This is a genomic window from Trichocoleus sp. FACHB-46, from assembly GCF_014695385.1.
Taxonomy (GTDB): domain Bacteria; phylum Cyanobacteriota; class Cyanobacteriia; order FACHB-46; family FACHB-46; genus Trichocoleus.
This window is the reverse complement of record NZ_JACJOD010000024.1, coordinates 163,875-185,646: the sequence shown is the minus strand read 5'-3', so window position 1 is coordinate 185,646 and position 21,772 is coordinate 163,875. Positions and strand designations below refer to the sequence as shown.

The window sequence follows — 21,772 nt, the reverse complement described above, 5'->3', positions numbered from 1 at the left end:
GCAAAATAACTCGCTTTTTAGCCAAGTTTGGTTAAGTACATTAATTAATAAAATAGAGGCATTTATAAGCTATTTTTCTCTACCAGAATCCCGAAAATCCTTATATCACCGTATATCTAGCAATATCACAAGCTCTAAAGGCCAGCATTTTTTATATCAGCTTTATAAAACAACGTTTGTTTATAAAGAGTGTATAGACAACCGTTTTTTGAGATTGTTTTCCGTAGATTCCCTGAATAGGATGAGTTTGTAACTTACGTAACCTTTCGTAGTCCACCGCTATGAACACTAAAGCTTTCTTCTCATGGGTGCCCGTAGTGGCTGCAGGAGCCACTGCAGTTCTTGGCTTTTCTACCCAGGTCAGTGCTGCTACCGTCAACTTAGGTGCTGCAACCGGATATAACGTTTTTGTTTTGGGTGATGTGAATCTAGATTCAGACACTGAAGGCAAAATGGCGATCGCTGGCGATGCTACCCTACGTAACTACAGTGTTGGCCTTAAGGACCAAGGTGGCGATGCCCTAGTAGTGGGTGACGATCTTGACTTCAAAAATGGCACAGTGTACGGCAATGCCGTTGTAGGTGGCACCGCAAATCTAACTAGCGTTGACTTCCAAGGTGGTGCACTGAAGTCAGGCAACCCCATCGACTTTGGCAAAGCGGGTCAATCTCTAGTGAATTTGTCGCAATCCTATTTGTCTAGCTCTGCAACTGATGCAGAAGTGACATCCTGGGGCGGAATTAATCTAGCGGGCACAGGCTCTACCAATGTCTTTGATTTGAAAGGCACCGATTTAGCAAACGCTAAAGGTTTGAGCTTCGAAGGCTCCGGTAACTTCATTGTTAACGTCAGCGGTAAAAATGTTTCCTTCCAGAATTTTGGTTTCTCGCTAAAAGGCGTTGACAAGCAAAATATTCTATTCAACTTCTTTGAAGCAACCAACATTACGGCTTCTGCGGTAGGAATTGAAGGTAGCATCCTAGCTCCCAAAGCCAAGTTTGAGTTTAATAATGGTCAAATGAATGGCACACTGGTTGCGGCTGGCTTAACTGGCACTGGCCAGTTCAACCATGTGGGTCGTCCTCCAGTTGAACAGCCCCCTGCTAGTGTTCCTGAGCCTGCGACCTTAGCTGGTTTAGGTTTCGCTGCTGCGGCTTTAGCAGCATCTCGTCGGAAAACCAAGCAGGCTGCATAGATACAAACCTGTTAAACAACAGCTCCGAACTAGAGCCTGCCTGGTGGATTTGATTGAGAACTGAGATGTCTTTAGTTTATAGTCGGAAGCTTATAGCCAGGAGCTGTTTGTTGCAAGGTTGATAGTCATGAATACTTGAGATTTAAGTGAAGGCTTGCTAACCCAGCCTTCATTTTTATTTTGTCTTTACTGACGGGCACACTCTACAGCCGCAAAATTAGCCGCGCCAAACTGAAGTAGATCAGTACGCCTAGTACGTCTACGGCAGTAGTAATGAAAGGAGCTGACATCAGAGCTGGATCAAGCCCTAGAGAACGAAACAGAAAGGGTAGAGCCGAGCCAGACACGGAAGCCAATAGCGCGATCGCGAGCAAACTGATCCCTACCGCTATGGCGACCATTAAGTTGCCCTGGAGAAAATAGGCCCAGACGATCGTGATGCTCCCCAAAATTAGGCCGAGTAAAATCCCTGCGATCGCCTCCCGCCGAATAATTCGTAGCGCTTCTTTCAGCCGAATATCCTCTGTATTCAAGCCTCGAATCACCACCGTAGAAGACTGAGCCCCGACGTTGCCCCCAGTGCCTGTGAGTAAGGGAATAAAGGCCGCCAACGTTACTACCTGCTGCAACAGTTCTTCTTGCGCTTTAATAATCGTGCCAGTCACCGTATTCGTGAGCAGCAGGACAAAGAGCCAGACAACTCGTCGCCGCGCTACGGTAAACAAATTAGTTTGGAAATAGTTGTCGCCATCCGACTGCACGCCACCTAGCGCGTAGATGTCTTCGGTCGTCTCTTGCTCCAAAATGTCGAGCACATCATCGACCGTAACAATCCCTACCAGCCGCCGCTCCGTATCTACCACGGGAACCGCCAAGAAGTCGTAGCGTTGAATCAGTCGAGCCACTTCTTCTTGGTCTGTATCTGTCTGTACAGAGAGCGCATCGCGAGTCATAATCTCCCCAATCGTTTGTTGGGGTTGTGCCACTACCAATTCTCGCAGTGACAGAGTGCCTGTCAAACAGCGGGCTGCATCCGTTACATAAAGGTAATAAATTGTCTCAGTATATTTGGCAAGACTGCGAATTCGCTCTAAGGCTTGGAAGACCGTAAAGCTTTCTTTTAAGGAAATATACTCAGGTGTCATAATTCGCCCTGCTGTGCCTGGTTCGTAACCCAATAGCAAAGCAGTGGATTGGCGCTCTAAAGGACTTAACTGCTCCAGCAGGCGAGTGACAATCTTAGCGGGTAATTCATCGAACAAGCGCACTCGATCATCAGGAGACATTTTATCGACAATGTCTAAGACTTCCTGACGCTTAAACTCCTGAACTAGAGCTTGCTGCACCGAAGAATCTAGATACTCATAAACTTCGATTGCCTCACCTTTGGGTAATAAGCGAAAGGCGATCACTTGCAGGGTTTCAGGTAAACCCTCGATCGCCTCGGCAGCATCAGGGGCTTGCACAGGCACCAACAACGCTTTGGCCCCTGGCAAATTTCCTTGTTCTAGCAGGGCTTGGAGTTGCGATCGCACCAACTGTCGAAGTTCGGTTCGCGAAGTAGATGGCAACGGAGAGGAGAGATATTCAGTCAAGGCGGATTTCCTCAACTTAGGAGTACGTCACTTGCTACCTTCAGTCTACGGGTCAGTGGTAGGCAATCGGTATAGCCTGCTTCTACTTCAGCCCACGAGCCAAAATTGTACCTAGCTGAATGCTGACCACTCCCAGCACGGCACTACCCACCCCATACAAACCCGCGTACCACAGATTCTGGTTCCGCAATAAGCTTACCGTCTCCAAACCATAGGTAGAAAAGGTGGTGTAGGCACCGAGAAACCCAGTGGCCACTAACAAGCGCAGCTCGGAGGAAATGGCAACAATCCGCTCTAAAACCAGAGTCGAGAAAAATCCCATGCCCAAGCAACCCGTTAGATTAATGACAAACGTTCCATAAGGAAAGCTCGTGCCAAAGCGTTGGGTAAACCAAACTGTCAAGTAGTAACGGCTGAGAGCCCCCGCAATCGCACCTAAACTAATTGCGATCGGAGTTCGAAGTGCAGGGTCTTGAAACACTAACAACCCCATAAAGTACAACGCTCGTGTCAACACTATTCTCGGGTCAGCCTATTAAGGAAGCAAAACACTTAACAAGGATTAGGATGTGTGCAGTCAGAGCAAACCTGCGTCAGCACCATATCTAACCTTTAAAGCTCAACTCCGTCATCTTTGTTACAGAAATAACGAGCAAATTCAGATTCAATTTTGTTCTTTTTCATCCAATACTCCTCAATGAACGCTAAACCTTTTACCAAACAGGCATGGGCAAACTCAAGCACAGTTTCTCACTGGCTAAAATTTTTGTGTATTTTTTTGCTAGTGCTAGGCATTTGCTTCCGATTTGTCAATTTAGGACAAAAAGTTTATTGGAAAGATGAGGCTTACACTTCGCTTTGGCTTTCAGGTCACTCTCGAACTGAAATAATTGCAAACATTTTTAATGGTCAAACTCTTAGAGCTAGTGATATCTCCAAATATCAATTCCCTAGCCCTGACAGAAACGCTTTAGATACTGTCAAACAACTTGCAACAAATGATCCTCAGCATCCACCACTTTATTATTTGCTAGGTTGGTTTTGGCTCAAGATATTTGGCACTTCCACTGCAACCTTAAGAAGTTTATCTGCGTTTCTAAGTTTATTAATCTTTCCAAGTCTTTATTGGTTTTGTCGAGAATTGTTTGGCTCAGCAGTTCCAGGCTGGACTGCGATCGCCTTATTTGCCGTATCTCCCTTTCATGTGCTTTATGCCCAGGAAGCCAGGGAGTATAGCTTATGGACCGCAATAGTTGTGCTCTGCAGTGCCGCTCTACTCAGTGCTTTAAGACAGCAAACCAAAGTAAGTTGGGGAGTATATAGCCTCACCATCGTCCTTGGATTCTACACATGCATCCTCCAAGGATTAGTCGTTGTGAGTCATGGACTCTACGTCTTGCTTACCCAGGGTTGGCGGCTGAACAAAACTTGGAAAGCTTACTTAGCTAGTTCTCTCATAGCCTTTGTCGGTTTCCTACCCTGGCTGCCATACCTCAAGCAAATTGATGGAGTAGGCTGGACTGCCACACCTATTCCTTTGTCAGCTTTTATTAAAATTTGGGCCTTAAACCTCAGTCGCTTATTTTTAGATGTGCAGTTTAGCTTAAAGAATCCGCTTACTTACCTGATACTGCCAATTTTGGTACTAGTGGCCTACTCACTTTACTTCGTGATCCGTAACGCTCCTAAGCCAACTTGGTTGTTTATTGTCACGTTACTAGGTGTTACCTTATTTGCTTTTACAGCACCGGATTTGATAGGTGGAGGACGGCGATCGCTGATCAACCGCTATTTGATTCCTTGCTATATCGCCATTCAACTTGGGGTTACTTACTTGTTAAGTGTCAAGATTTTCGCCCCTAAAAGCGACTTCCCTTACTTTTGGCGATCGCTATTAGCTATTCTGGTGGGCCTTGGCATTATCTCTTGCGCTACTAGTACGTCGGCAACCACTTGGTGGCACAAATACAGCAGCAATGCAAATCCAGCGATCGCACGAGTCATTAATCAGTCTCCTCATTCCCTCGTGATCAGCGATTCTAGTTTTGGTGAAGTACTTGCTTTGAGCCATCTTCTAGAACCGGACGTAAAATTGCGACTAACCTTAGAACCTCAGCAACCGATCGTTTCTCAGCAAGTAATCCAAGAGTTCAGTGATGTCTTTTTGCTAGAGCCTTCACGAAATTTTCGAGAAACATTAGCCCAACAAGCATTCCATTCTCAGCGAGTACCACGGGTCCAAAATCTTTGGCACTTACAACAAGACAGCAGCCCCAAGGTACCCAACGACCGAGCATCATGAATTGGCTGCATGATGATTCTGTGTCCTGTTTACCTGCCAAATCTCGCCAAACTGGTTAGATTGGATTTGTCGCATCATTACTAATTGCGTCAGCCATCCTAATTACTTAGCCTTACCCGCTTTGGAGGCCCTTTATGAGTTCTGATGAACCAACGAACGCAGAAACCGTCGTTGTCGAAATCCATCCTCCATCCACTTCTGGCGAAAATACGGCGCTGGTCAATTCCCAAACCGATGCGATCGTGACCGTCGAACTAACTGAGGAAGATGACGAAATTAAACGCGAAACTCAAGCGTTGATCGCAGCCATTCGGAAGCGCGCTCAAGCGGAAGTGCAATCTGCGGGGGATCTCAGCCGTGATGCTTACCTTAACGCCGTCCGCCAAGCGCGAACAGCAGTTGAACAAAGCCAATTGATGATCGATCCCCAGCACTTGGAGCAGACGATTCAAACCTTACAGAAAGAAGCTGATAAAAGCTGGCACGTCATTCTAGGCGAAATTGAGTCCGTTGGTTTTCAACTTGCAGATGCAGCTAGACTCGCTTGGAATAGCTTAATGGCTACCCGTCCTAAGTAAAGCGAACTGTTCAGGCTTGGGTGCATGACCGATAGGATTGCTACGTGGCAGTCCAACATTCCGCAAATTTCGGGGGTACGGTTTTTTTCGTGCCCCTACTTTTATGAATGGGGTTGAACAGGGTCTAGATCTTATTGAGCTATCCACCCTCGGTCACTCCAGACAACCCCTTCATCCCATTCAGCTCAGACTCGGTGATAGAAGCGCAAGCAAAATGCTGGATAATGGGAAGGTTTCGCTAAACATCCCTAGGACGTACTGCGATTTTGGCAGCTTCTCCTGAGCCTCAACTTCAATTTCATCAATTCTGAAAAGCAAGAACTCTGAATCATTAGCTATGCGAACCCATTATTGCGGCCAACTCCGAGCAGAAAATATTGGAGAGACTGTCACGCTGTGTGGATGGGTAGACCGTCGCCGCGATCACGGGGGGGTGATCTTTCTAGACCTACGCGATCGCACTGGCATTGTCCAAATTGTCAGCGATCCGGAACGCACCCCCAATTCTTACGAGCCAGCGGGTGATTTCCGCAACGAGTATGTCATCCAAGTCACGGGTCGGGTGACTCGCCGCCCTCATGACTCGCTCAATCCTCGGCTGCCCACGGGAGAAATTGAAATTTACGCTGATCAGGTCGAGCTGTTGAATGCGGTTCGCAAGCAACTTCCCTTCCAGGTTTCTACGGCAGACAACGAGGCTGTACGAGAAGATTTGCGCCTGAAATATCGCTACTTAGATTTGCGGCGCGATCGCATGAATCGCAATCTGCGGCTACGTCATGAAATCATCAAAACATTGCGGCGCTATCTAGAAGATGCCAAAGATTTTATCGAAGTTGAAACGCCGATCCTGACTCGCTCCACCCCAGAAGGCGCACGAGATTACTTAGTGCCCAGCCGCGTCAACCCCGGAGATTGGTTCGCGCTGCCGCAGTCACCGCAGTTGTTCAAGCAATTGCTGATGGTGTCAGGGTTCGATCGCTACTACCAAGTGGCTCGTTGCTTCCGGGACGAAGATTTACGGGCCGATCGCCAACCTGAATTTACTCAACTGGACATGGAAATGAGTTTCATGTCGCAAGAGGAAATTCTGACTCTAAACGAAGACTTAGTTTGCCATCTGTTTAAGACCATAAAAGGCATCGATCTACCCAGACCCTTTCCCCGTCTGACCTATAAAGAGGCGATGGATCGCTATGGTTCTGACAAGCCTGACACCCGGTACGACCTGGAGCTAGTGGAAGTCTCTGATTTGGTCAAGGATTCTGGCTTTAAAGTGTTCTCTGGTGCAGTCGCGAGTGGCGGCATTGTCAAAGTTCTACCAATCCCCGGCGGCAACGATGCCATTTCCAACGTGCGGATTAAACCCGGTGGTGACTTATTCCAAGAAGCTTGCAACGCGGGCGCTAAAGGTTTGGCCTACATCCGCGTGCGCGAAGATGGCGAAATTGACACCATTGGCGCGATTAAGGACAACTTAACTGCTGAGCAAAAGCAAGAGTTACTGGCCCGTACTGGCGCTAAAGCAGGTGATTTGTTGCTGTTTGGCGCTGGTCCAACCGACTTGGTGAACAAAACCCTCGATCGCCTCCGCCAAGTAATTGCCCAAGAACTGAATCTAATTGATCCCGAAAAGATCAATCTGCTCTGGATCGTCGATTTCCCCATGTTTGAGTGGAATGCTGACGAGAAGCGCCTCGAAGCGCTACACCATCCCTTCACCGCACCCCACCCAGACGACCGTGATGACTTAAAAACAGCTCGCGCTCAAGCTTATGACTTGGTGTTCAACGGCTTTGAAGTTGGGGGTGGTAGCCTGCGGATCTATCAACCTGATTTGCAAGCCCAAGTCTTCGAGACCATTGGTTTACCTGAAGAGGAAGCTCAAAGTAAGTTTGGCTTCTTAATCGAAGCGTTTGAGTACGGCACTCCGCCTCATGGTGGCATTGCCTACGGTTTGGATCGCTTGGTGATGTTGTTGGCGGGTGAAGAATCGATTCGAGACGCGATCGCCTTCCCCAAAACTCAACAAGCTCGTTGTCTGCTAACCAGTGCGCCTTCGGGTGTGGATGACAAGCAACTCAAGGAGCTGCATGTCGCCTCTACCCACAAACCAAAAACTTAAAGCGTCAGGCTCACGGAGCCGTTTACCTGCAGTCGTTCGATTGCATTAGTGGTAGGGGCGGGTTTTGCTTAAAATGCTGATTTTAGTAATCACTTTTCTGCTCAGCCCGCCCCTATCTGTTGTTCCTGTGGCTTTTGTAGGTTGGGCTTTCCGACCTCAACCTAACGTGACTGCTTAGGCAGTTGCTTCTAATAGTTGAATATTTGAGAAAAGGAACTCCTGAACAGAAGTCTGACCATCGGTTTCAGTAGAAATTGCTCGACGGCTCAGGATATAGAAGTTACCCACCTTCTCGTATTCATCTTCAAATAGGCTCTTGCCACCTTTCTGCTCACCCGTTTGGGGATCGTGGTAAACCGAATCATAGCGGTGAGACAGGTAGCCTTCACCCGTGTCGTGGCTGCTGAAAGTGTTGATCGTAACTACAACGCCGTGGATGTGACGGTGCACCAAGCACACCTCGTTATCCCGCACTTTATAGCGATCGCCTTCTGCCTTGCCCCCCATCAGAATTTCCACAGCACCCGTCTCATCGGTATTACCAAAGGAGAAACTGTTCTTGCCGTGGGTTTCTTCAAAGGTGCGGCGAACCCGGTGGATGGCAATTTCGAACAACTGGCCGTGAATCGCCTGCTTGGCGTCCTCGTTCTCGATCCCTTCAACTTCGGGCTTAAAGCCAGCGCTGACTCGCGCTTTGCCAGTAAATACCTGATCGTCTTGCTTTAGGGTGACATCAGCGGTGTAGCCAGGGAAGCTCTTATCCCAGGTGTAGCGATTTTCGTAAGCAGCTCTAAAAAGCTCTGGAGCGGATACTTGTGCGACTGTCATGGGTTTTTCCTACGTCTTCTGCTTTTGTTTCTTATTCTTAAGATAGAAGGCAGGCACTCAGACTGCATAGACCTCAAGTGGGTACACCTTGATTAATGGGCAAATCTCCCCATAACTTCTTTCAAGCGATCGCTGCCGCCTCCGATGAAAAAGCGCTCCGCCTGTTATTTATGAAAGAAGCAGGTGAATATTTTGGTGCCGAATGCTGGGGCTTGTGTCTGCTGAATGAGCAATCTCAAGCAGCAGAAGTAGATATTCAAGGCGGCCCGAATGTAGATGCTTTCGTGCAGCGCTACGAGAAAATTGGTCGCAGCACTGATCCCGTGTTGCGCTATGTGTTTGAGCACCATGCGCCCACTCACGAAGGAGTAGTGTTTGCGGGCAACGATTGGAAAGAATCGGAGCTATACCAAAATTGCTACGCCTACTACGACCAAGAGCATGTGATGATGGGACCGATCGTCAATCATGGCCGCTTAATTGGTGGCGCTTACTTCACGCGTGCCAGTGATGCCCCGGCGTTTAACTTACAAGATTTAGCCAGCTTGAGTGGTCTATGTTTGCACCTCTCCGCTCGTTTGGCCGTTTTTCGACCCCAAGCATTCCCTCGCTTGCAGCCATCTATTAGCGATCGCCTCACCGAGCGGGAGCAACAAATTGCGGAACTAGTGGCTCAAGGACTGACAAATGCAGAGATCGGTGAAAAGCTCTGGATCACTCAGAACACCGTAAAACAAGCCCTAAAACGCATGTTCCGAAAGCTCAACGTCTCTACCCGCACCGAAATGGTGGCTCGTTTAGGAGATAGCCTTAATCCCTGAATCAGCAGTTCAAGCAATACCAAATAATTCGTAGGGTGCCGTGATCTCCAGCACACGCATCTTTGCCCGTGCGTTACAGCTTCGCCTAACACACGCTACGGGGTTAATTTGTGGAGATAATCTTCAAAAAAGAAACCCCCTTGTCTAACTTGGGACAAGGGGGGAATCTATTTATGTTTGAACGCGGAGAAAATTAGCCGTTTTTGGAACCAGAGGCTTGAGGCGCAGGAGAAGTCTTGATTACTTTCTTAACTGGCTTGGGCTTAGAACCAGAGTTGAGACGAGGCTTGTCGTCAGTCACGATATCCTCATAAGCCTCAGATTGCATCCAAGTAGGACGACTGCGATCGTAAATCATTTGCAGGGCAGCAGCAGCGATCGCGTGGGAGTCGTACTCTTCACCCAGTTGCGCCACGATAGGCAAGAAGGAAGCCATCCGCTCACCAGCTAGTGCTTCACGCAATTGCGCTTGCAGCTTCTCAATGTGACGCGCTTCAATCATAGCCCGAGTGGGGATCGAGCGAATTTCCAGAGATTGGCGGATGTGACGCTCAATATCGCGCAGTTTGCGACGATCCAGGGGTTGAATCAGAGAGATTGCAGTTCCTTCTTTGCCTGCACGACCTGTCCGACCAATCCGGTGAACATAGTTCTCAACGCTATCGGGCAAATCGTAGTTAATGACATGAGTCAGGTCATCGACGTGGATACCCCGAGCGGCAATGTCGGTAGCCACAACCCAACGAACTTGAGTCTCCCGGAAGCGATGTAGAAGGCGCTCCCGCTGGCTTTGGCTCAGGTCACCGTGATATTCATCCACGCTATGACCTGCGCCTTGCAGTTGGCTAGTGAGTTCCGCCGCAGCGCGACGAGTCCGCACAAAGATCAGCGCGGATTCGGGATCTTCGAGTTCCAGAATCGGTTGCAAAGCTCTAGCTTTGGTGCAGCCACGGGGCACCATGTAAGCAACTTGGTTAATCCGAGAAGGAGCGGCTTTGGGCTGCTCAATCGTGACCGTGATGGGCGATCGCAAGAACCGGTTGACCAACTTGCGAATCGAAGGGGGCATGGTGGCCGAGAAGAAAGCAGTATGACGCTCTGTGGGCACCTGAGTCAGGATTTTTTCCACGTCATCGATGAAGCCCATATTGAGCATTTCATCAGCTTCATCCAACACCAACCAACGCAGGTGATTGAGTTTGAGGTCGCCACGGTCGAGTAAATCTAACACTCGTCCCGGAGTTCCTACCACTACCTGTACGCCTTGTCTGAGGCGCATAATTTGGCGATCGATCGCTTGACCACCGTAAATCGGTAGGATGTGCAGTCGTCGCTCATCATTAAAGGTACGAATGGCCTGGCTGACTTGAACAGCCAACTCACGAGTGGGAGTTAGGATCAACGCCTGCACCCCTACAGCATTCAAATCAATCTGCTCTAGGATGGGCAGCGAGAAAGCAGCAGTTTTACCGGTACCCGTCTGGGCTTGGCCTACTACGTCACGGCCTGCCAACAGATGGGGAATGGCTTGGGCTTGAATTGCACTGGGAGTGGTAAAACCGATCTTTTCTAGATGTTGAACGCGGGCTTCAGAGAGGCCGAGACTTTGAAACGAAAGAGTCATGCAGTTTAGTTAATAAGGGTCATGAATCGCATGGCATACTCCCGCCCCAAGCATGAAAAGCTTGGTCGCAGTTTTCTCGTATCGTAGGGAGTCGAGTCGACTTCACCCTCAACGAGCTTCGACGGGATGCCGTCCGCCGTTTGAACCCTGCCAAAGACTGAGCGTATTGATCTAGAAGGTTTTATCCACTTCGGCAATTTGCAAGCTGTACCCTCCTAAACAGGTACATTGCCATTAAAGACTCGCGGCTAGAACCCTCTACCTGGTCTTGCCAAGGTTCTTGTAACTAACCAGCGCTTATGAGCGCTTGGTCAATAGCTGTCATATTAAGAAATTTTACGACCTAAGTGACAAAATTGTCCAACCTTAATTTTTGTTAGGGTGCAACGCAACCATAAAGATCGTAAACATCAGCGTCGGCAATCGTAACTGGAACTAAGGTTCCTAGTGCTGCCTCGCCTTGAACGTAGACAACACCGTCAACTTCTGGAGCAAAGCGAGCCGAACGCCCAACCAACTCGCCAGTTTCAGGATTTTCTTGCTCAATCAGAACGTTAACGGTTTTCCCGATCTCAGCTTGATTCTTCTTCAAGGAAATGGGTTGTTGAAGAGCCATCAACGCATCACGACGCTGATCCATTATAGCTTGCGGTACTTGATTTGGCAGGCTATAGGCAGGAGTGCCCTCTTCGGCTGAAAAAGTAAACACACCGACGTGATCAAATTCATGCCGCTCGACGAACTGCAACAGGTGCTCGAAATGCTCATCGGTTTCCCCTGGGAAGCCGACAATAAAGGTGGTGCGTAGAACCGCATCCGGAAGAGCAGTTTTCAGTCGCTCAATAATGCTATCGTTGACGCGACCTTGCCAAGGGCGATTCATCGCCCGCAAAATTTCTGGGTGAGAATGTTGCAACGGCAAATCTAGATAGGGCAGAACGTTAGCAGTTTCTTGAATGGCGGTAATAACTTTGGGGGTAAGCCCGGTCGGATAGGCATAGTGCATGCGAATCCAAGGCACATTGACTTTCCCTAAAGCCCGCAGCAGTTCATCCAGTTTCGGCTCGCCGTAGATATCCAAACCATAGTTAGTGGTGATTTGAGAGATCAAGATAATCTCTTGCACCCCTTCAGCCGCCAATTGCTCAGCCTCGGCCACAATCGATTCAATGGTGCGCGATCGCTGATTGCCTCTCAGGTGCGGAATAATGCAGAACGCACAGCGGTAATCGCAACCCTCTGCCACCCGCAGATAAGCTACACCCTCGGTAGTAGTGCGGTAACGAGGCGTGGTTTCATCAGCAATGTAAGTCGGCTCTGCCGTTACTTCTTTGACGCGCTCACCTGTTTCTACCCGCTGAATCACGTTGACTATTTTGTTGTAGTCACCTGTACCCACTAAAGCGACTGCTTCGGGTAACTCATCCAACAGTTCTTGCTGGAAATGCTGTGCCATACAGCCTGTAATTACCACTTTCTTGTTGGCTTCAGTCAGTTCCACAATGGTGCGGACAGATTCTTCTCGCGCCGCTTGAATAAAACTGCAAGTGTTGACGATGACGTAATCAGCTAAATCTTCGTTGGTGTCAACTTGATAGCCTGCTTCCACAAGCAGACCGAGCATGTGTTCAGTATCAATCCGATTTTTCTCGCAGCCTAAATGTGCGACGGAAATAGTTGGCTTATTGCCCATGAAGTTCAGAATTCGGTAAGTATTGAGTAAGCGTTGAGACAGGGATAGGTCAGGTCGTTAAGAGTGTTGCGATCGCCTTTCCACCCCCGCTGGTTTGCTTGCCGATGGAGGCCGTTGACTGCAATCGCTAAATAAGCACGAATGTTCATCATATCGCACAATTTGACGGTTACAACATATTAAGCTGCTTCAATGACGATTAGTGCTTAGCAACTGGTTGAGGCTCACTTCCGCCTTATCTAAGCTAATTAAAGTAATTTTGCAACAGCGATCGCAAGTCTGAGACAGGCTTACAGTTTGTCTGTAATACAGAAGCGTGGGGTCAAAGGTAATCTAGCGAATCAATTTTTGCGGCGAATAGAAGCGCGGTAAGAAGTTATCATTTTGATTATCTGACCTTTGCCGCTGAGTCCGAGATATTTGAAGCAAGTGGACTTAAATCACATATTCAAAACCGCTAATCCCATCATTGGTGTTGTGCATTTGCTGCCTTTACCAGCCTCGCCGCGTTGGGGAGGGAGCCTCAAAGCTGTGATCGATCGCGCCGAGCAGGAAGCCACGGCTTTGGCATCAGGCGGCGTAGACGGCATTATCGTTGAGAACTTTTTTGATGCTCCCTTCGCCAAGGATCGAGTTGATCCGGCGGTGGTGAGTGCCATGAGCTTGATTGTGCAACGGCTGATGCACCTGGTGACGGTGCCCATCGGGATCAATGTCTTGCGTAACGATGCTCAGAGTGCAATGGCGATCGCGACTTGTGTGCAAGCTCACTTTATTCGCGTCAACGTTTTGACTGGGGTGATGGCAACAGATCAAGGTCTGATCGAAGGGCAAGCGCATCAACTCTTACGCTATCGTCGAGAACTGGGCAGCAATGTCAAAATCCTGGCAGATGTATTGGTGAAGCACGCCCGACCCCTGGGATCACCTAATTTGACCACAGCGGTGCAAGAAACCATTGAGCGCGGTTTAGCGGATGGGGTGATTTTGTCTGGTTGGTCCACAGGCAGTCCTCCTAGCCTAGAAGATTTGGAACTGGCGACTGCGGCAGCAAATGGCACGCCTGTATTTATTGGTAGTGGTGCGGATTGGGAAAATATTCCGACTTTGATTCAAGCAGCGGATGGGGTGATTGTCTCCAGCTCGCTAAAAAGGCATGGTCGCATTGAACAGCCAGTAGACCCAATTCGGGTGAGCCGCTTTGTGGAATCAATGCGTCGCAGTTTAGCGATGAAAGGGCAAGCCAAGTCCATGCCTTCAGTTACAGCTCATTCTTATTCGGAATAGGACTCTGATAAACATTGGAGTGGTAACTCACTAGATGGGTTGCTATAAGCTAAATTGGCAATGATCAAGTTCAGTTAATTGCATAGGGGTTTTATGAGACGCCGACGTTCTACTCCTTGGATTCATCGCTGGTCTCGGTTAATTATTGCCGCGATCGCGGCTGTGGGAGCTTTAGGAACAGGCTACCTAACCATTACCAAACTGGCGGGAGGGTCTGCTGCCTGTCCAACAAGCGGTTGTGAGCAGGTACTTTCTAGCCCTTACGCCACAGTATTTGGTTTGCCACTGACCTTGTTTGGCTTTTTGGGCTACGCCAGCATGGGGATTTTGGCGATCGCGCCTTTACTGGTGAATGCTTCAGCCAATAAAGATCTGCGCTCTAATTTAGAGAACTGGACTTGGCCGCTAATGCTAGCGATTGGCACAGCCATGACAGTGTTTAGCGGCTACTTAATGTACCTGCTGGCATTTGAGATCAAAGCGTTGTGCCTCTACTGTCTAGCATCGGCGCTATTCTCAGTTAGTTTCCTCGTCCTAACAGTCTTGGGCCGAACCTGGGAGGATGTGGGTCAAATCTTTTTCACAGGTGTGGCGGTTGGACTAGTAACCTTAGTCGGGACGCTGGGAGTTTACGCCAATATCGATGGGGCTGGGAATACCAATGCCTCTGGTTCTGGCGCTGGAGAAGCTGGTGCCCTAGTAACAACCCCTTCTAACCCTGCTCAAATCGCGCTAGCAAAGCATCTGACTCAAGTTGGAGCCAAAATGTATGGCGCTTACTGGTGTCCCCATTGCAATGACCAGAAGCAATTGTTTGGTCGTGAGGGTGCCAAACAAATCAATTACATCGAATGCGATCCTAGTGGACAGAATGCTCAACCTGAAGTCTGCAAAGCTCAGAAGATTGAAGGCTATCCTACCTGGGAAGTGAATGGACAGTTTTTCGGGGGAACCCAATCTCTACAAAAGCTAGCTGAACTCTCAGGCTATCAAGGCCCTAAAAACTTTCAGTAAGTTTCCGATCTAGACTTTGGCCAAAATTAGTTTTTAGTGCGATCGCAACTCTAGAGCAATCTAAGGGCGATCGCATTTTTTATTTTCGGACGGGCGAAGGGTTGTTCGTCCTTACAGGCAATTATGCATAGCCTGGTTTTTATAAGGGATTACAAGGGGACTACTGCTTCTGGAAACTGGCGCTTTAGCGCGGGTAGCACGGGGCAGGGTTTTTTATCTTCTAGATTGTTAGGCTTGCTCCAAGTAAAGGGAGCCTTTTGGGCCGCAGACATCCACAGCAACCGTTTGGCACGAGTCATGGCGACGTAGAGTAGACGAAACTCTTCGGCTAGTTTCAGATGTCCCGCTCGCTCCCATGCAGTCGCAACATCAGGGAGGGGAAACTGACCATGTAGGCTAGCGCGAATCTGGGCGCGAGCAACCTCAGAGAGCGTAAAATCGCCAAGAAATTGGGATTGAGGCAGAATCCTCAGACCGCCAGGGATCGTTTGCTCATGTAGAAAGGGGAGAAATACATAATCCCAATCCAACCCTTTGGCCTTGTGCATCGTGATAATCGTTAGTTGGCCCGATCGCGTGTAACGAGCTTCTGAGTTTTCTGTTTCCACAGGTTCAAATTTTTCTGAACTGACGATTTCGCTCAGCCGCATCAACATTGCAGTCATGGAGCTATCTCCGACTGTTTGCTGCGCGATGCGTTCGGCTAGCTTATCTGCGGTGGCCAGTTCGGCTTGGTCATAGTTCAGCGACAAAGCCAGGAAAGAAATGAATTGATAATGCGGTAATTCCAAGCGGGCTCGTAGCAAACTCGTACAGAAACGGCGGGCTTTCTGCACCGGATCGCTTTGCGGGGGATCAAGCGGTCCAGGATATAGAAACTGCTCTGGTAGGCTGGCGATCGCATTCAAATCCTGCGAGGGGATTAACTGCCGCTCTACTAAAACTGTGAGTGCTGCTTTTAAGTTATCGGGAGAATGAGGGCGATCGATGAATTGCAGCAGCGCTAGGATCTCACCCGGAACCCGCGAATGCCGATCGCGATCGCCGACATCATAAACTTCAATGCCGTAGTCTGACTTGAGATAACTTAGACGCTCCGCGATAAAGCGCCCCTGTTTGTTTTCGCGGACTAAGATGGCCGCTTGCGTTTGGGGATCTTGAGCAAACAGCTCGATCACCCGCTGCCCAATCAGTTCCACGGTGTGATAGGTGTCGCGGGGAGTGTATAGCTCTAGCCCTCGCCCCGTAGGAGTGGGGTTGGCATCCGGTTGAGGATCTTCGGGATCAACCGGGCGAATGTGCTGGGGTCGAAAAGGTAAGGTAGTGCTGTTGGCAGCTAGCGAGGTCTGCGATCGCGGAGTTCCATAGGTACGATTCACCCAGGCCAAGACAAAATTAGCGGCATCAATAATGACCTGGGTGCTGCGACCCGCTTGATCCATCGTTACGAGTCGGTCTTGGGTGCTGCAATTTTCGCAGAAGTCACGAAAGAAAATGGGGTCAGCCGGGGTGAAGGTGGAGTTGATGGCTTGGTTGGGATCGCCCACCCGCACTAAGTTGGGTAGTTGCTCGGCATCGCTGGGATTAGTAGATAGAATCTCCAGTAGCTTGGTTTGGAGCGGTGTGGAGTCTTGGGCTTCGTCTTCAAACACAGCAAATGTTTGAGTTTGCCAAAGCTGACGAGCACTGTCATTGTCTAGCACTCGCAAGGCAGACAAAATCATTTCGTCGTAGTCGATGAAATCTCGCGATCGCAGCAAAGCTTGATACCGCTCATACAGCCCTGCTGCGACTTCTAAGACGGAATATTCATCAGATGTGATCTCTGTGCTTAGGCGCTGCAAATCTTGGGGCAGCAAGCCAGAACTTTTTGCTTCATGGATGACCGTTTGCGCCAGCTCTGGCAAGACTTCTGTTCGTAGGACTGACTGCCGCCGTAGCCGTTCGGTCTCTTCTCCGTCGAAATGTTGCCCTTCTAACAAGCGCTGGTATAGCGCCGGATGATCAGCAATCCACTGCTCAATACAAGTCCGAATTAAACGGTGGCTTTGCGTGGGAGAGATTAAAGTCAGACGCTCTAAGTTAAGCCCAGAAAGCTCAGGATGGCGAGTCGCAATGTTCAACGCTAGGCCGTGCAATGTCTGTACCAAAAAGCCACCCTGCGGCAGAGACATGGTTCGCAGCGCTTGGCGAATCTTGGCCTTGATATTGGCGGCAGCTGAGCGGGTAAAGGTAACGACCACCAGTTGACGGCTGCTATGCAATTGGTAACGGGCGATCGCGATCGCTGCTGCCCCTGCCATCCCAGTTGATTTTCCTGCGCCCGGAACCGCTGAGACCGCCAGAGGGCCACCTCGCCAATCCGCCATTTGCTGCTGTCCAGGCCGCAAACCCGCTCGGATCTGCTCTAAGGCTCTGGCTCTCAACTCGCCTAGAGATTCCAGCGAAGGTTTGTTGAGTAAAGGAGCGGGCGTGAGCGAATCGAAAAGGTTGGGGTCTGAGTTGGTGGGAATTTGAGAAGTCATGACTGATCCTGGGCAACAGATCCTGGAACAACAGAGCTACCGAGCGATCGCCATCGCACCACTGCATAGACATTTGGTTGAACAATTTGACCGAACAGGACTAGTTGTGACAGAGATTACAGAGAAATACCTGTAGGATCACCTGGAGGAGCCAGAGGGAATGTCATAACAAAATTGGCATTCATTTCCTGTTGTCATCATGTCTGACTCCTTCTCCTCTCGCAGCGCTGTTGTAATTCACGCGATCGCCATTACTGCTGCGGTTGCTTTCCTTTCAGGCCATTCTCAACTCAAGCGAACAGTTCCTTCAGCACAAGCACCAACTTCATCGATCCAACTCTCAGCGCAACGATGATGAAGCCTGAGTAAAGAACGCTGAGAAAAAAGAGCTTGGTAATTTATATCACCCGTAAGTTGACCAGCGAGCTAGCGCCCAAGCTAAGCACAGCCCCAAAGAAATAGACGTAGCTCCGCTGGTAGAACGGCAACTCAGCTTCAGCCCGCTTTGCCAAGAGTCTTAGTGAAAAATTCAACAGCTACTACAAGCAATGGGAAGAGCACGCCAGCTAGACCCAGCCAACCCACAGCTTGTCCTAATAAAATCTGCAAAGGCTTGTTGGTTCTGTCTGCGCGATCAACTGTGACGTTGATGTACTGGGAGCTTGCCCCAACTAAAAACGCCCCAATGACTCCGACTGGCACACTAGTTGCGATCCAGCCATTCAAGCGATCGCCTGGTTGAATGAGTCCTAGGGCTGGAAACAGCACCAGACCCAGAACTTCTAAAATCACCCAAATTCCTAAAGCGACAAAGAAATCCCTTTGCGTAATATCCTCTAAGGTAAAAGATAAAGGCTGTCTTTCACGAGCAGGTGTGCGAGGAGCTAACCGAGTTCTTTGCTTAGGCATAGTTGTGACTGCTAATTGAGGAATGCGTCCGTGGGATAGCGCTATTTTATAGAGAAGTTGCTGTGGTCTTCACAATCGATTCGTTGATCATCGCCTGAATCCCCTCAGTTTGGCGAGCGTACTCTGCGTCACTGAGCACTGGAGTTGAGTCAACCAGTGATATTGGAGTAGCTAAATCAATCCAAGACTGGCAACCTCCATACTCTAAACGATAGGGAATCATTTGAGTTTGGGGCAGGCGATAGGCCCGCAATAATAAGAGATAGAGCGGGGTGCGGGGTTTCCACTTTAAGCGATCGCTGACAAACCGCTCATTCCAAATGTGGTAGGGCAGGAGTTGAGCGACAGTTGCTGCCTCTACGACCTGAAGAATGTGGGTAATTTGAGCCCAAGCGCTGATTGGCACAGTCTCAGGGTGCCATCCAGAGGCTACGGGTTGGACTTGAGCGGCATAGGCAGGTTTGAGCAAAGCAGGTTTTTGGTGCTCATAGGTGGGATACAGCACCACTGAGTCATGAGCCACTCTAAAAGTACCTCCTTGCTCTTTGATGCCCCCCTTCCGCAGTAGCAAAATGGTTTGCCCCTGTACCAAAGCACTGACAGCGACAGCCCACTCTTTTAGCGCGTGAGTCATGGTTGGTTCCATAGCTTCCATAGCATTGACTCCCAAATGAGTTGGTCAGGCTCTGTTCACTGCAATCTGCTCACTGCAATCGAAGCCTCTATCCTAATCTCTCACCTCAATTTCAGCCAACTCTGAGATTTGAGTAGGAATATAGCAGCCATAAATGATGGATCAGATTGATTCAGGTTAATGGGTTGTGAGAGGCGCTTCACCAAGTGAATTGGTAAACAAACACCGTCACCCCCGAAGTTCAGGATTAGCTAATTTTTCTATTAAAAAAGATAAGTTTACTAGAAACTTACACAGCTTTAAGACTAAATATTTATAGCTAATTAAAAACTATTTCAGCTAGCTTTTAAGTTGTATTCCAGAGCCACAAAAAATAACTACCGAGAGCGATCGCTACATTTCTATATATCTTTAGAGGGAATTAATAATTTATCTAAAAAGATAGATTGAGCTGCCTCAGCATTCCACTAGAATCTACGGATAGATAGCATTAAATTCTTACGATTACCTGGGTGCAGTCCACAATTATTTTTTGAATAAATATCACCATTTTTGGCATCGAGGTTTTAGTAATGGCTCCTTTAAAACCCTACACGACTTACCACACCATCCCGATTTATTTGAAGCAATCAGAGCAAAATCGAGGTTTATGGTTGCAGTGGCAACGCGGCAAAGTGCGTTATGGCATTCGAGTTACTGAATTGAATGAAGCTTTAGGCAAGGCTTGGGCCATGATCGACGCCATGCTAGAGCTAGAAGTGGTACGGCGGGCTGCGTAAGCTCCAGCAGTTTTGCGCCACGCCTAGCTCTCTTAAGTTAAAACCAAACTCGGTTCCATCAATTTCATAATTGAAGTTATAAGCCTCGGGCTGCTCCTTCCCCACGGGGATCGGCTGCTCCTTGTAGTTGTCCATTGGGTGCTACTACAATCAAGTTGGCATTTCCCCAAGGAGATCGCTCCTGAATCTGATAGCCACGTTGTCGCAAGTCCTTCAGCGTGGCTGCATCCAGTCCCCAAGGTTCTACCCTAAGTTCGTCGGGGAGCCATTGATGATGGATGCGAGAGGCAGAAATGGCAGCCCCAGCATCCATGTCATAGACCAGAACGTTCAGAATGATCTGGAGGACGGTGGTAATAATCGTGCTACCGCCGGGAGAGCCTACGGCTAAGCGCAGTTTTCCCCGCTCCGTCACGATGGTTGGGGTCATGCTGGATAGGGGGATTTTGCCAGGGGCAACTGCATTGGCATCATTACCCACTAAACCATAGAGATTGGGAATGCCAGGGGCGATCGCAAAATCATCCATTTCGTTATTGAGCAAAATTCCTGTACCGGGTGCCACGACTCCAGCTCCAAACGGGCCGTTGACCGTAAAGGTGAGGCTGACCGCATTGCGAGCTGGGTCAACTACAGTCAGGTGAGTCGTATCATCAGACTCGGCTGTTGTCTTAAACCGTTTTAGAACCGCTGGATCAACCGCCTTAACGACTTTGGAGGAGCGGGCCTGTCGAGGTGGAATTTCTTGACGCCTTGTGGCCGCATAAGCTCGACTGGTCAGAGCTTTAACAGGAACTTGGACAAACTTAGGATCGCCTAAAAAGACCGCGCGATCGGCATAGGCAATCTGCATGGCGCTGGCCAGCAAATGCAACGCATCAGGGCTGTGCCAACCCCAACTCTTGAGGTCGGCGTCGCCCACAATATTCAAAATTTCTAATAAGTGAACTCCCCCAGACGAAGGGGGTGGCATAGAGCAAACTTGGTATTGCCGAAACGGGCCGCAAATCGGAGTGCGCCAAGTTGGGCGATAAAGCTGGAGATCTTTAGCTGTAATTAAGCCGCCATTTTTAGCCATATCACGGGCGATCGCCGCCGCAATCCAGCCTCGATAAAAGGCTTGGGGATCTTGAGCGATCGCCTGCAATGTCTTGGCTAAATCGCGCTGCACTAAGCGATCGCCAACTTTATAGAAAACACCATCGCGAGTGAAAACTTGCCGTGCTGCTGAATTTCGCAAAATTACTGCTTTACGAGCTGCGGCAGACCCAACAAAGCGAGGCGTAATCTCAAAACCGCCTTGCGCCAATTGAATCGCTGGATTGACCACTTTTGACCAAGGCAACTGGCCGTAGCGGCGATGCACTTCATAAAGTCCCGCCACCGTTCCTGGCACTGCCACCGCTAGATGTCCATCCACACTGGCTTGGGGGCGAACTCGTCCTTGCTCATCCAAAAACATATTGCGAGTGGCTAATTGCGGTGCTTGCTCGCGAAAGTCTAGGGCTGTGGTTTTACCCGTTTTACCCGCATGGAATAGTAAGAAGCCACCCCCACCGATGCCCGCCGAAAAAGGTTCTACGACTGAGAGGACAAAGGCTGTAGCGACGGCTGCATCTACGGCATTGCCGCCCTGCCGTAACATCGTCAGCCCTGCATCGCTTGCCTGGGGATGAGCCGACACCACCATTCCCTGCTGACTGCGTTGAGGTGAGATAAAAGCGGCCAGACTAGACTGCCCCACTGCTAAGGCAACCGCACAGCTGGAAACCAACGCGATCGCCAACTGTGTGCAGTGATACAAGTAAGGATATGGCAAGCTTAAATCAGTCGGTCGATGGAGTTGATAGCGTTGAAACATA

Annotated in this window: 20 protein-coding genes; 10 read left to right on the top strand and 10 right to left on the bottom strand. The window is 49.3% G+C overall.

The window, feature by feature from the left end; genetic code table 11:
- Positions 1-281 precede the first annotated feature (281 nt).
- The gene (locus H6F72_RS14755; RefSeq protein ID WP_190436869.1) at positions 282-1,196 is read left to right on the top strand and encodes a choice-of-anchor A family protein; all 915 of its coding nucleotides are present in this window, start codon (positions 282-284) and stop codon (positions 1,194-1,196) included.
- A gap of 203 nt (positions 1,197-1,399) precedes the next feature.
- On the opposite strand, the gene mgtE is transcribed toward H6F72_RS14755, so the two are convergent.
- Together mgtE and crcB are read right to left on the bottom strand one after the other, a co-directional pair.
- Entirely contained in the window at positions 1,400-2,791 is a 1,392-nt protein-coding gene (mgtE, locus tag H6F72_RS14750) for a magnesium transporter (protein WP_190436865.1), read from the bottom strand.
- Positions 2,792-2,873: 82 nt separating this feature from the next.
- Positions 2,874-3,305 (bottom strand): fluoride efflux transporter CrcB, encoded by a 432-nt coding sequence (gene crcB, locus H6F72_RS14745; protein ID WP_242016944.1) that lies wholly within the window; start codon positions 3,303-3,305, stop codon positions 2,874-2,876.
- Between the two features lie 183 nt (positions 3,306-3,488).
- Here crcB and H6F72_RS14740 point away from each other — a divergent pair, with 183 nt between their 5' ends.
- The 3 genes from H6F72_RS14740 (at position 3,489) to aspS (ending at position 7,796) form a co-directional block, all read left to right on the top strand.
- On the top strand, positions 3,489-5,093 hold the full coding sequence (locus tag H6F72_RS14740) for a glycosyltransferase family 39 protein (protein WP_190436862.1): 1,605 nt from the start codon (positions 3,489-3,491) through the stop codon (positions 5,091-5,093).
- Positions 5,094-5,227: 134 nt separating this feature from the next.
- A complete protein-coding gene (locus tag H6F72_RS14735) occupies positions 5,228-5,671 on the top strand; it encodes a hypothetical protein (RefSeq protein WP_199295764.1) in 444 nt (147 codons plus the stop codon).
- A 337-nt stretch (positions 5,672-6,008) separates the two neighbouring features.
- Complete coding sequence (gene aspS / locus H6F72_RS14730) at positions 6,009-7,796, top strand: aspartate--tRNA ligase (protein ID WP_190436860.1); 1,788 nt, start codon at positions 6,009-6,011, stop codon at positions 7,794-7,796.
- Positions 7,797-7,970: 174 nt separating this feature from the next.
- Here aspS and H6F72_RS14725 read toward each other — a convergent pair whose 3' ends face one another.
- Complete coding sequence (locus H6F72_RS14725; RefSeq protein ID WP_190436857.1) at positions 7,971-8,624, bottom strand: DUF3386 domain-containing protein; 654 nt, start codon at positions 8,622-8,624, stop codon at positions 7,971-7,973.
- A 95-nt stretch (positions 8,625-8,719) separates the two neighbouring features.
- Between H6F72_RS14725 and H6F72_RS14720 the strand changes: the two genes are divergently transcribed.
- Complete coding sequence (locus H6F72_RS14720; RefSeq protein WP_190436854.1) at positions 8,720-9,445, top strand: LuxR C-terminal-related transcriptional regulator; 726 nt, start codon at positions 8,720-8,722, stop codon at positions 9,443-9,445.
- 193 nt (positions 9,446-9,638) lie between these two features.
- Here the strand turns inward: H6F72_RS14720 and H6F72_RS14715 are convergent, their stop codons facing one another.
- The 3 genes from H6F72_RS14715 to H6F72_RS14705 form a co-directional block, all read right to left on the bottom strand.
- Positions 9,639-11,069 (bottom strand): DEAD/DEAH box helicase, encoded by a 1,431-nt coding sequence (locus H6F72_RS14715; RefSeq protein ID WP_190436852.1) that lies wholly within the window; start codon positions 11,067-11,069, stop codon positions 9,639-9,641.
- A 376-nt stretch (positions 11,070-11,445) separates the two neighbouring features.
- Positions 11,446-12,762 (bottom strand): 30S ribosomal protein S12 methylthiotransferase RimO, encoded by a 1,317-nt coding sequence (gene rimO / locus H6F72_RS14710; protein WP_190436849.1) that lies wholly within the window; start codon positions 12,760-12,762, stop codon positions 11,446-11,448.
- Positions 12,763-12,767: 5 nt separating this feature from the next.
- Positions 12,768-12,914, bottom strand: coding sequence for a hypothetical protein (locus H6F72_RS14705; protein WP_190436846.1), 147 nt, complete (start codon positions 12,912-12,914; stop codon positions 12,768-12,770).
- A 277-nt stretch (positions 12,915-13,191) separates the two neighbouring features.
- Here H6F72_RS14705 and btpA point away from each other — a divergent pair, with 277 nt between their 5' ends.
- Both btpA and H6F72_RS14695 read left to right on the top strand, forming a co-directional pair.
- Positions 13,192-14,049, top strand: a complete 858-nt coding sequence (gene btpA / locus H6F72_RS14700; protein WP_190437025.1) for a photosystem I biogenesis protein BtpA — start codon at positions 13,192-13,194, stop codon at positions 14,047-14,049.
- Between the two features lie 93 nt (positions 14,050-14,142).
- Positions 14,143-15,063: a vitamin K epoxide reductase family protein gene (locus H6F72_RS14695; protein WP_190436843.1), complete on the top strand. Its 921-nt coding sequence runs from the start codon at positions 14,143-14,145 to the stop codon at positions 15,061-15,063.
- Between the two features lie 149 nt (positions 15,064-15,212).
- Here H6F72_RS14695 and H6F72_RS14690 read toward each other — a convergent pair whose 3' ends face one another.
- Complete coding sequence (locus tag H6F72_RS14690; protein WP_190436840.1) at positions 15,213-17,588, bottom strand: ATP-dependent helicase; 2,376 nt, start codon at positions 17,586-17,588, stop codon at positions 15,213-15,215.
- Here H6F72_RS14690 and H6F72_RS14685 point away from each other — a divergent pair.
- Together H6F72_RS14685 and H6F72_RS14680 are read left to right on the top strand one after the other, a co-directional pair.
- A complete protein-coding gene (locus H6F72_RS14685; protein ID WP_190436837.1) occupies positions 17,587-17,724 on the top strand; it encodes a hypothetical protein in 138 nt (45 codons plus the stop codon). The two genes, H6F72_RS14690 and H6F72_RS14685, sit on opposite strands and share 2 nt — an antisense overlap.
- Positions 17,725-17,787: 63 nt before the next feature.
- Positions 17,788-17,943, top strand: a complete 156-nt coding sequence (locus H6F72_RS14680; protein WP_190436834.1) for a hypothetical protein — start codon at positions 17,788-17,790, stop codon at positions 17,941-17,943.
- A gap of 140 nt (positions 17,944-18,083) precedes the next feature.
- Here H6F72_RS14680 and H6F72_RS14675 read toward each other — a convergent pair whose 3' ends face one another.
- Positions 18,084-18,497: a hypothetical protein gene (locus tag H6F72_RS14675; RefSeq protein ID WP_190436831.1), complete on the bottom strand. Its 414-nt coding sequence runs from the start codon at positions 18,495-18,497 to the stop codon at positions 18,084-18,086.
- 46 nt (positions 18,498-18,543) lie between these two features.
- Positions 18,544-19,152 (bottom strand): DUF1802 family protein, encoded by a 609-nt coding sequence (locus tag H6F72_RS14670; RefSeq protein WP_242016943.1) that lies wholly within the window; start codon positions 19,150-19,152, stop codon positions 18,544-18,546.
- A gap of 551 nt (positions 19,153-19,703) precedes the next feature.
- Here H6F72_RS14670 and H6F72_RS14665 point away from each other — a divergent pair.
- Positions 19,704-19,910, top strand: coding sequence for a hypothetical protein (locus H6F72_RS14665; protein ID WP_190436828.1), 207 nt, complete (start codon positions 19,704-19,706; stop codon positions 19,908-19,910).
- Positions 19,911-19,986: 76 nt separating this feature from the next.
- Here the strand turns inward: H6F72_RS14665 and ggt are convergent, their stop codons facing one another.
- A complete protein-coding gene (gene ggt / locus H6F72_RS14660; RefSeq protein ID WP_190436824.1) occupies positions 19,987-21,771 on the bottom strand; it encodes a gamma-glutamyltransferase in 1,785 nt (594 codons plus the stop codon).
- Between the last annotated feature and the right edge of the window lies 1 nt (position 21,772).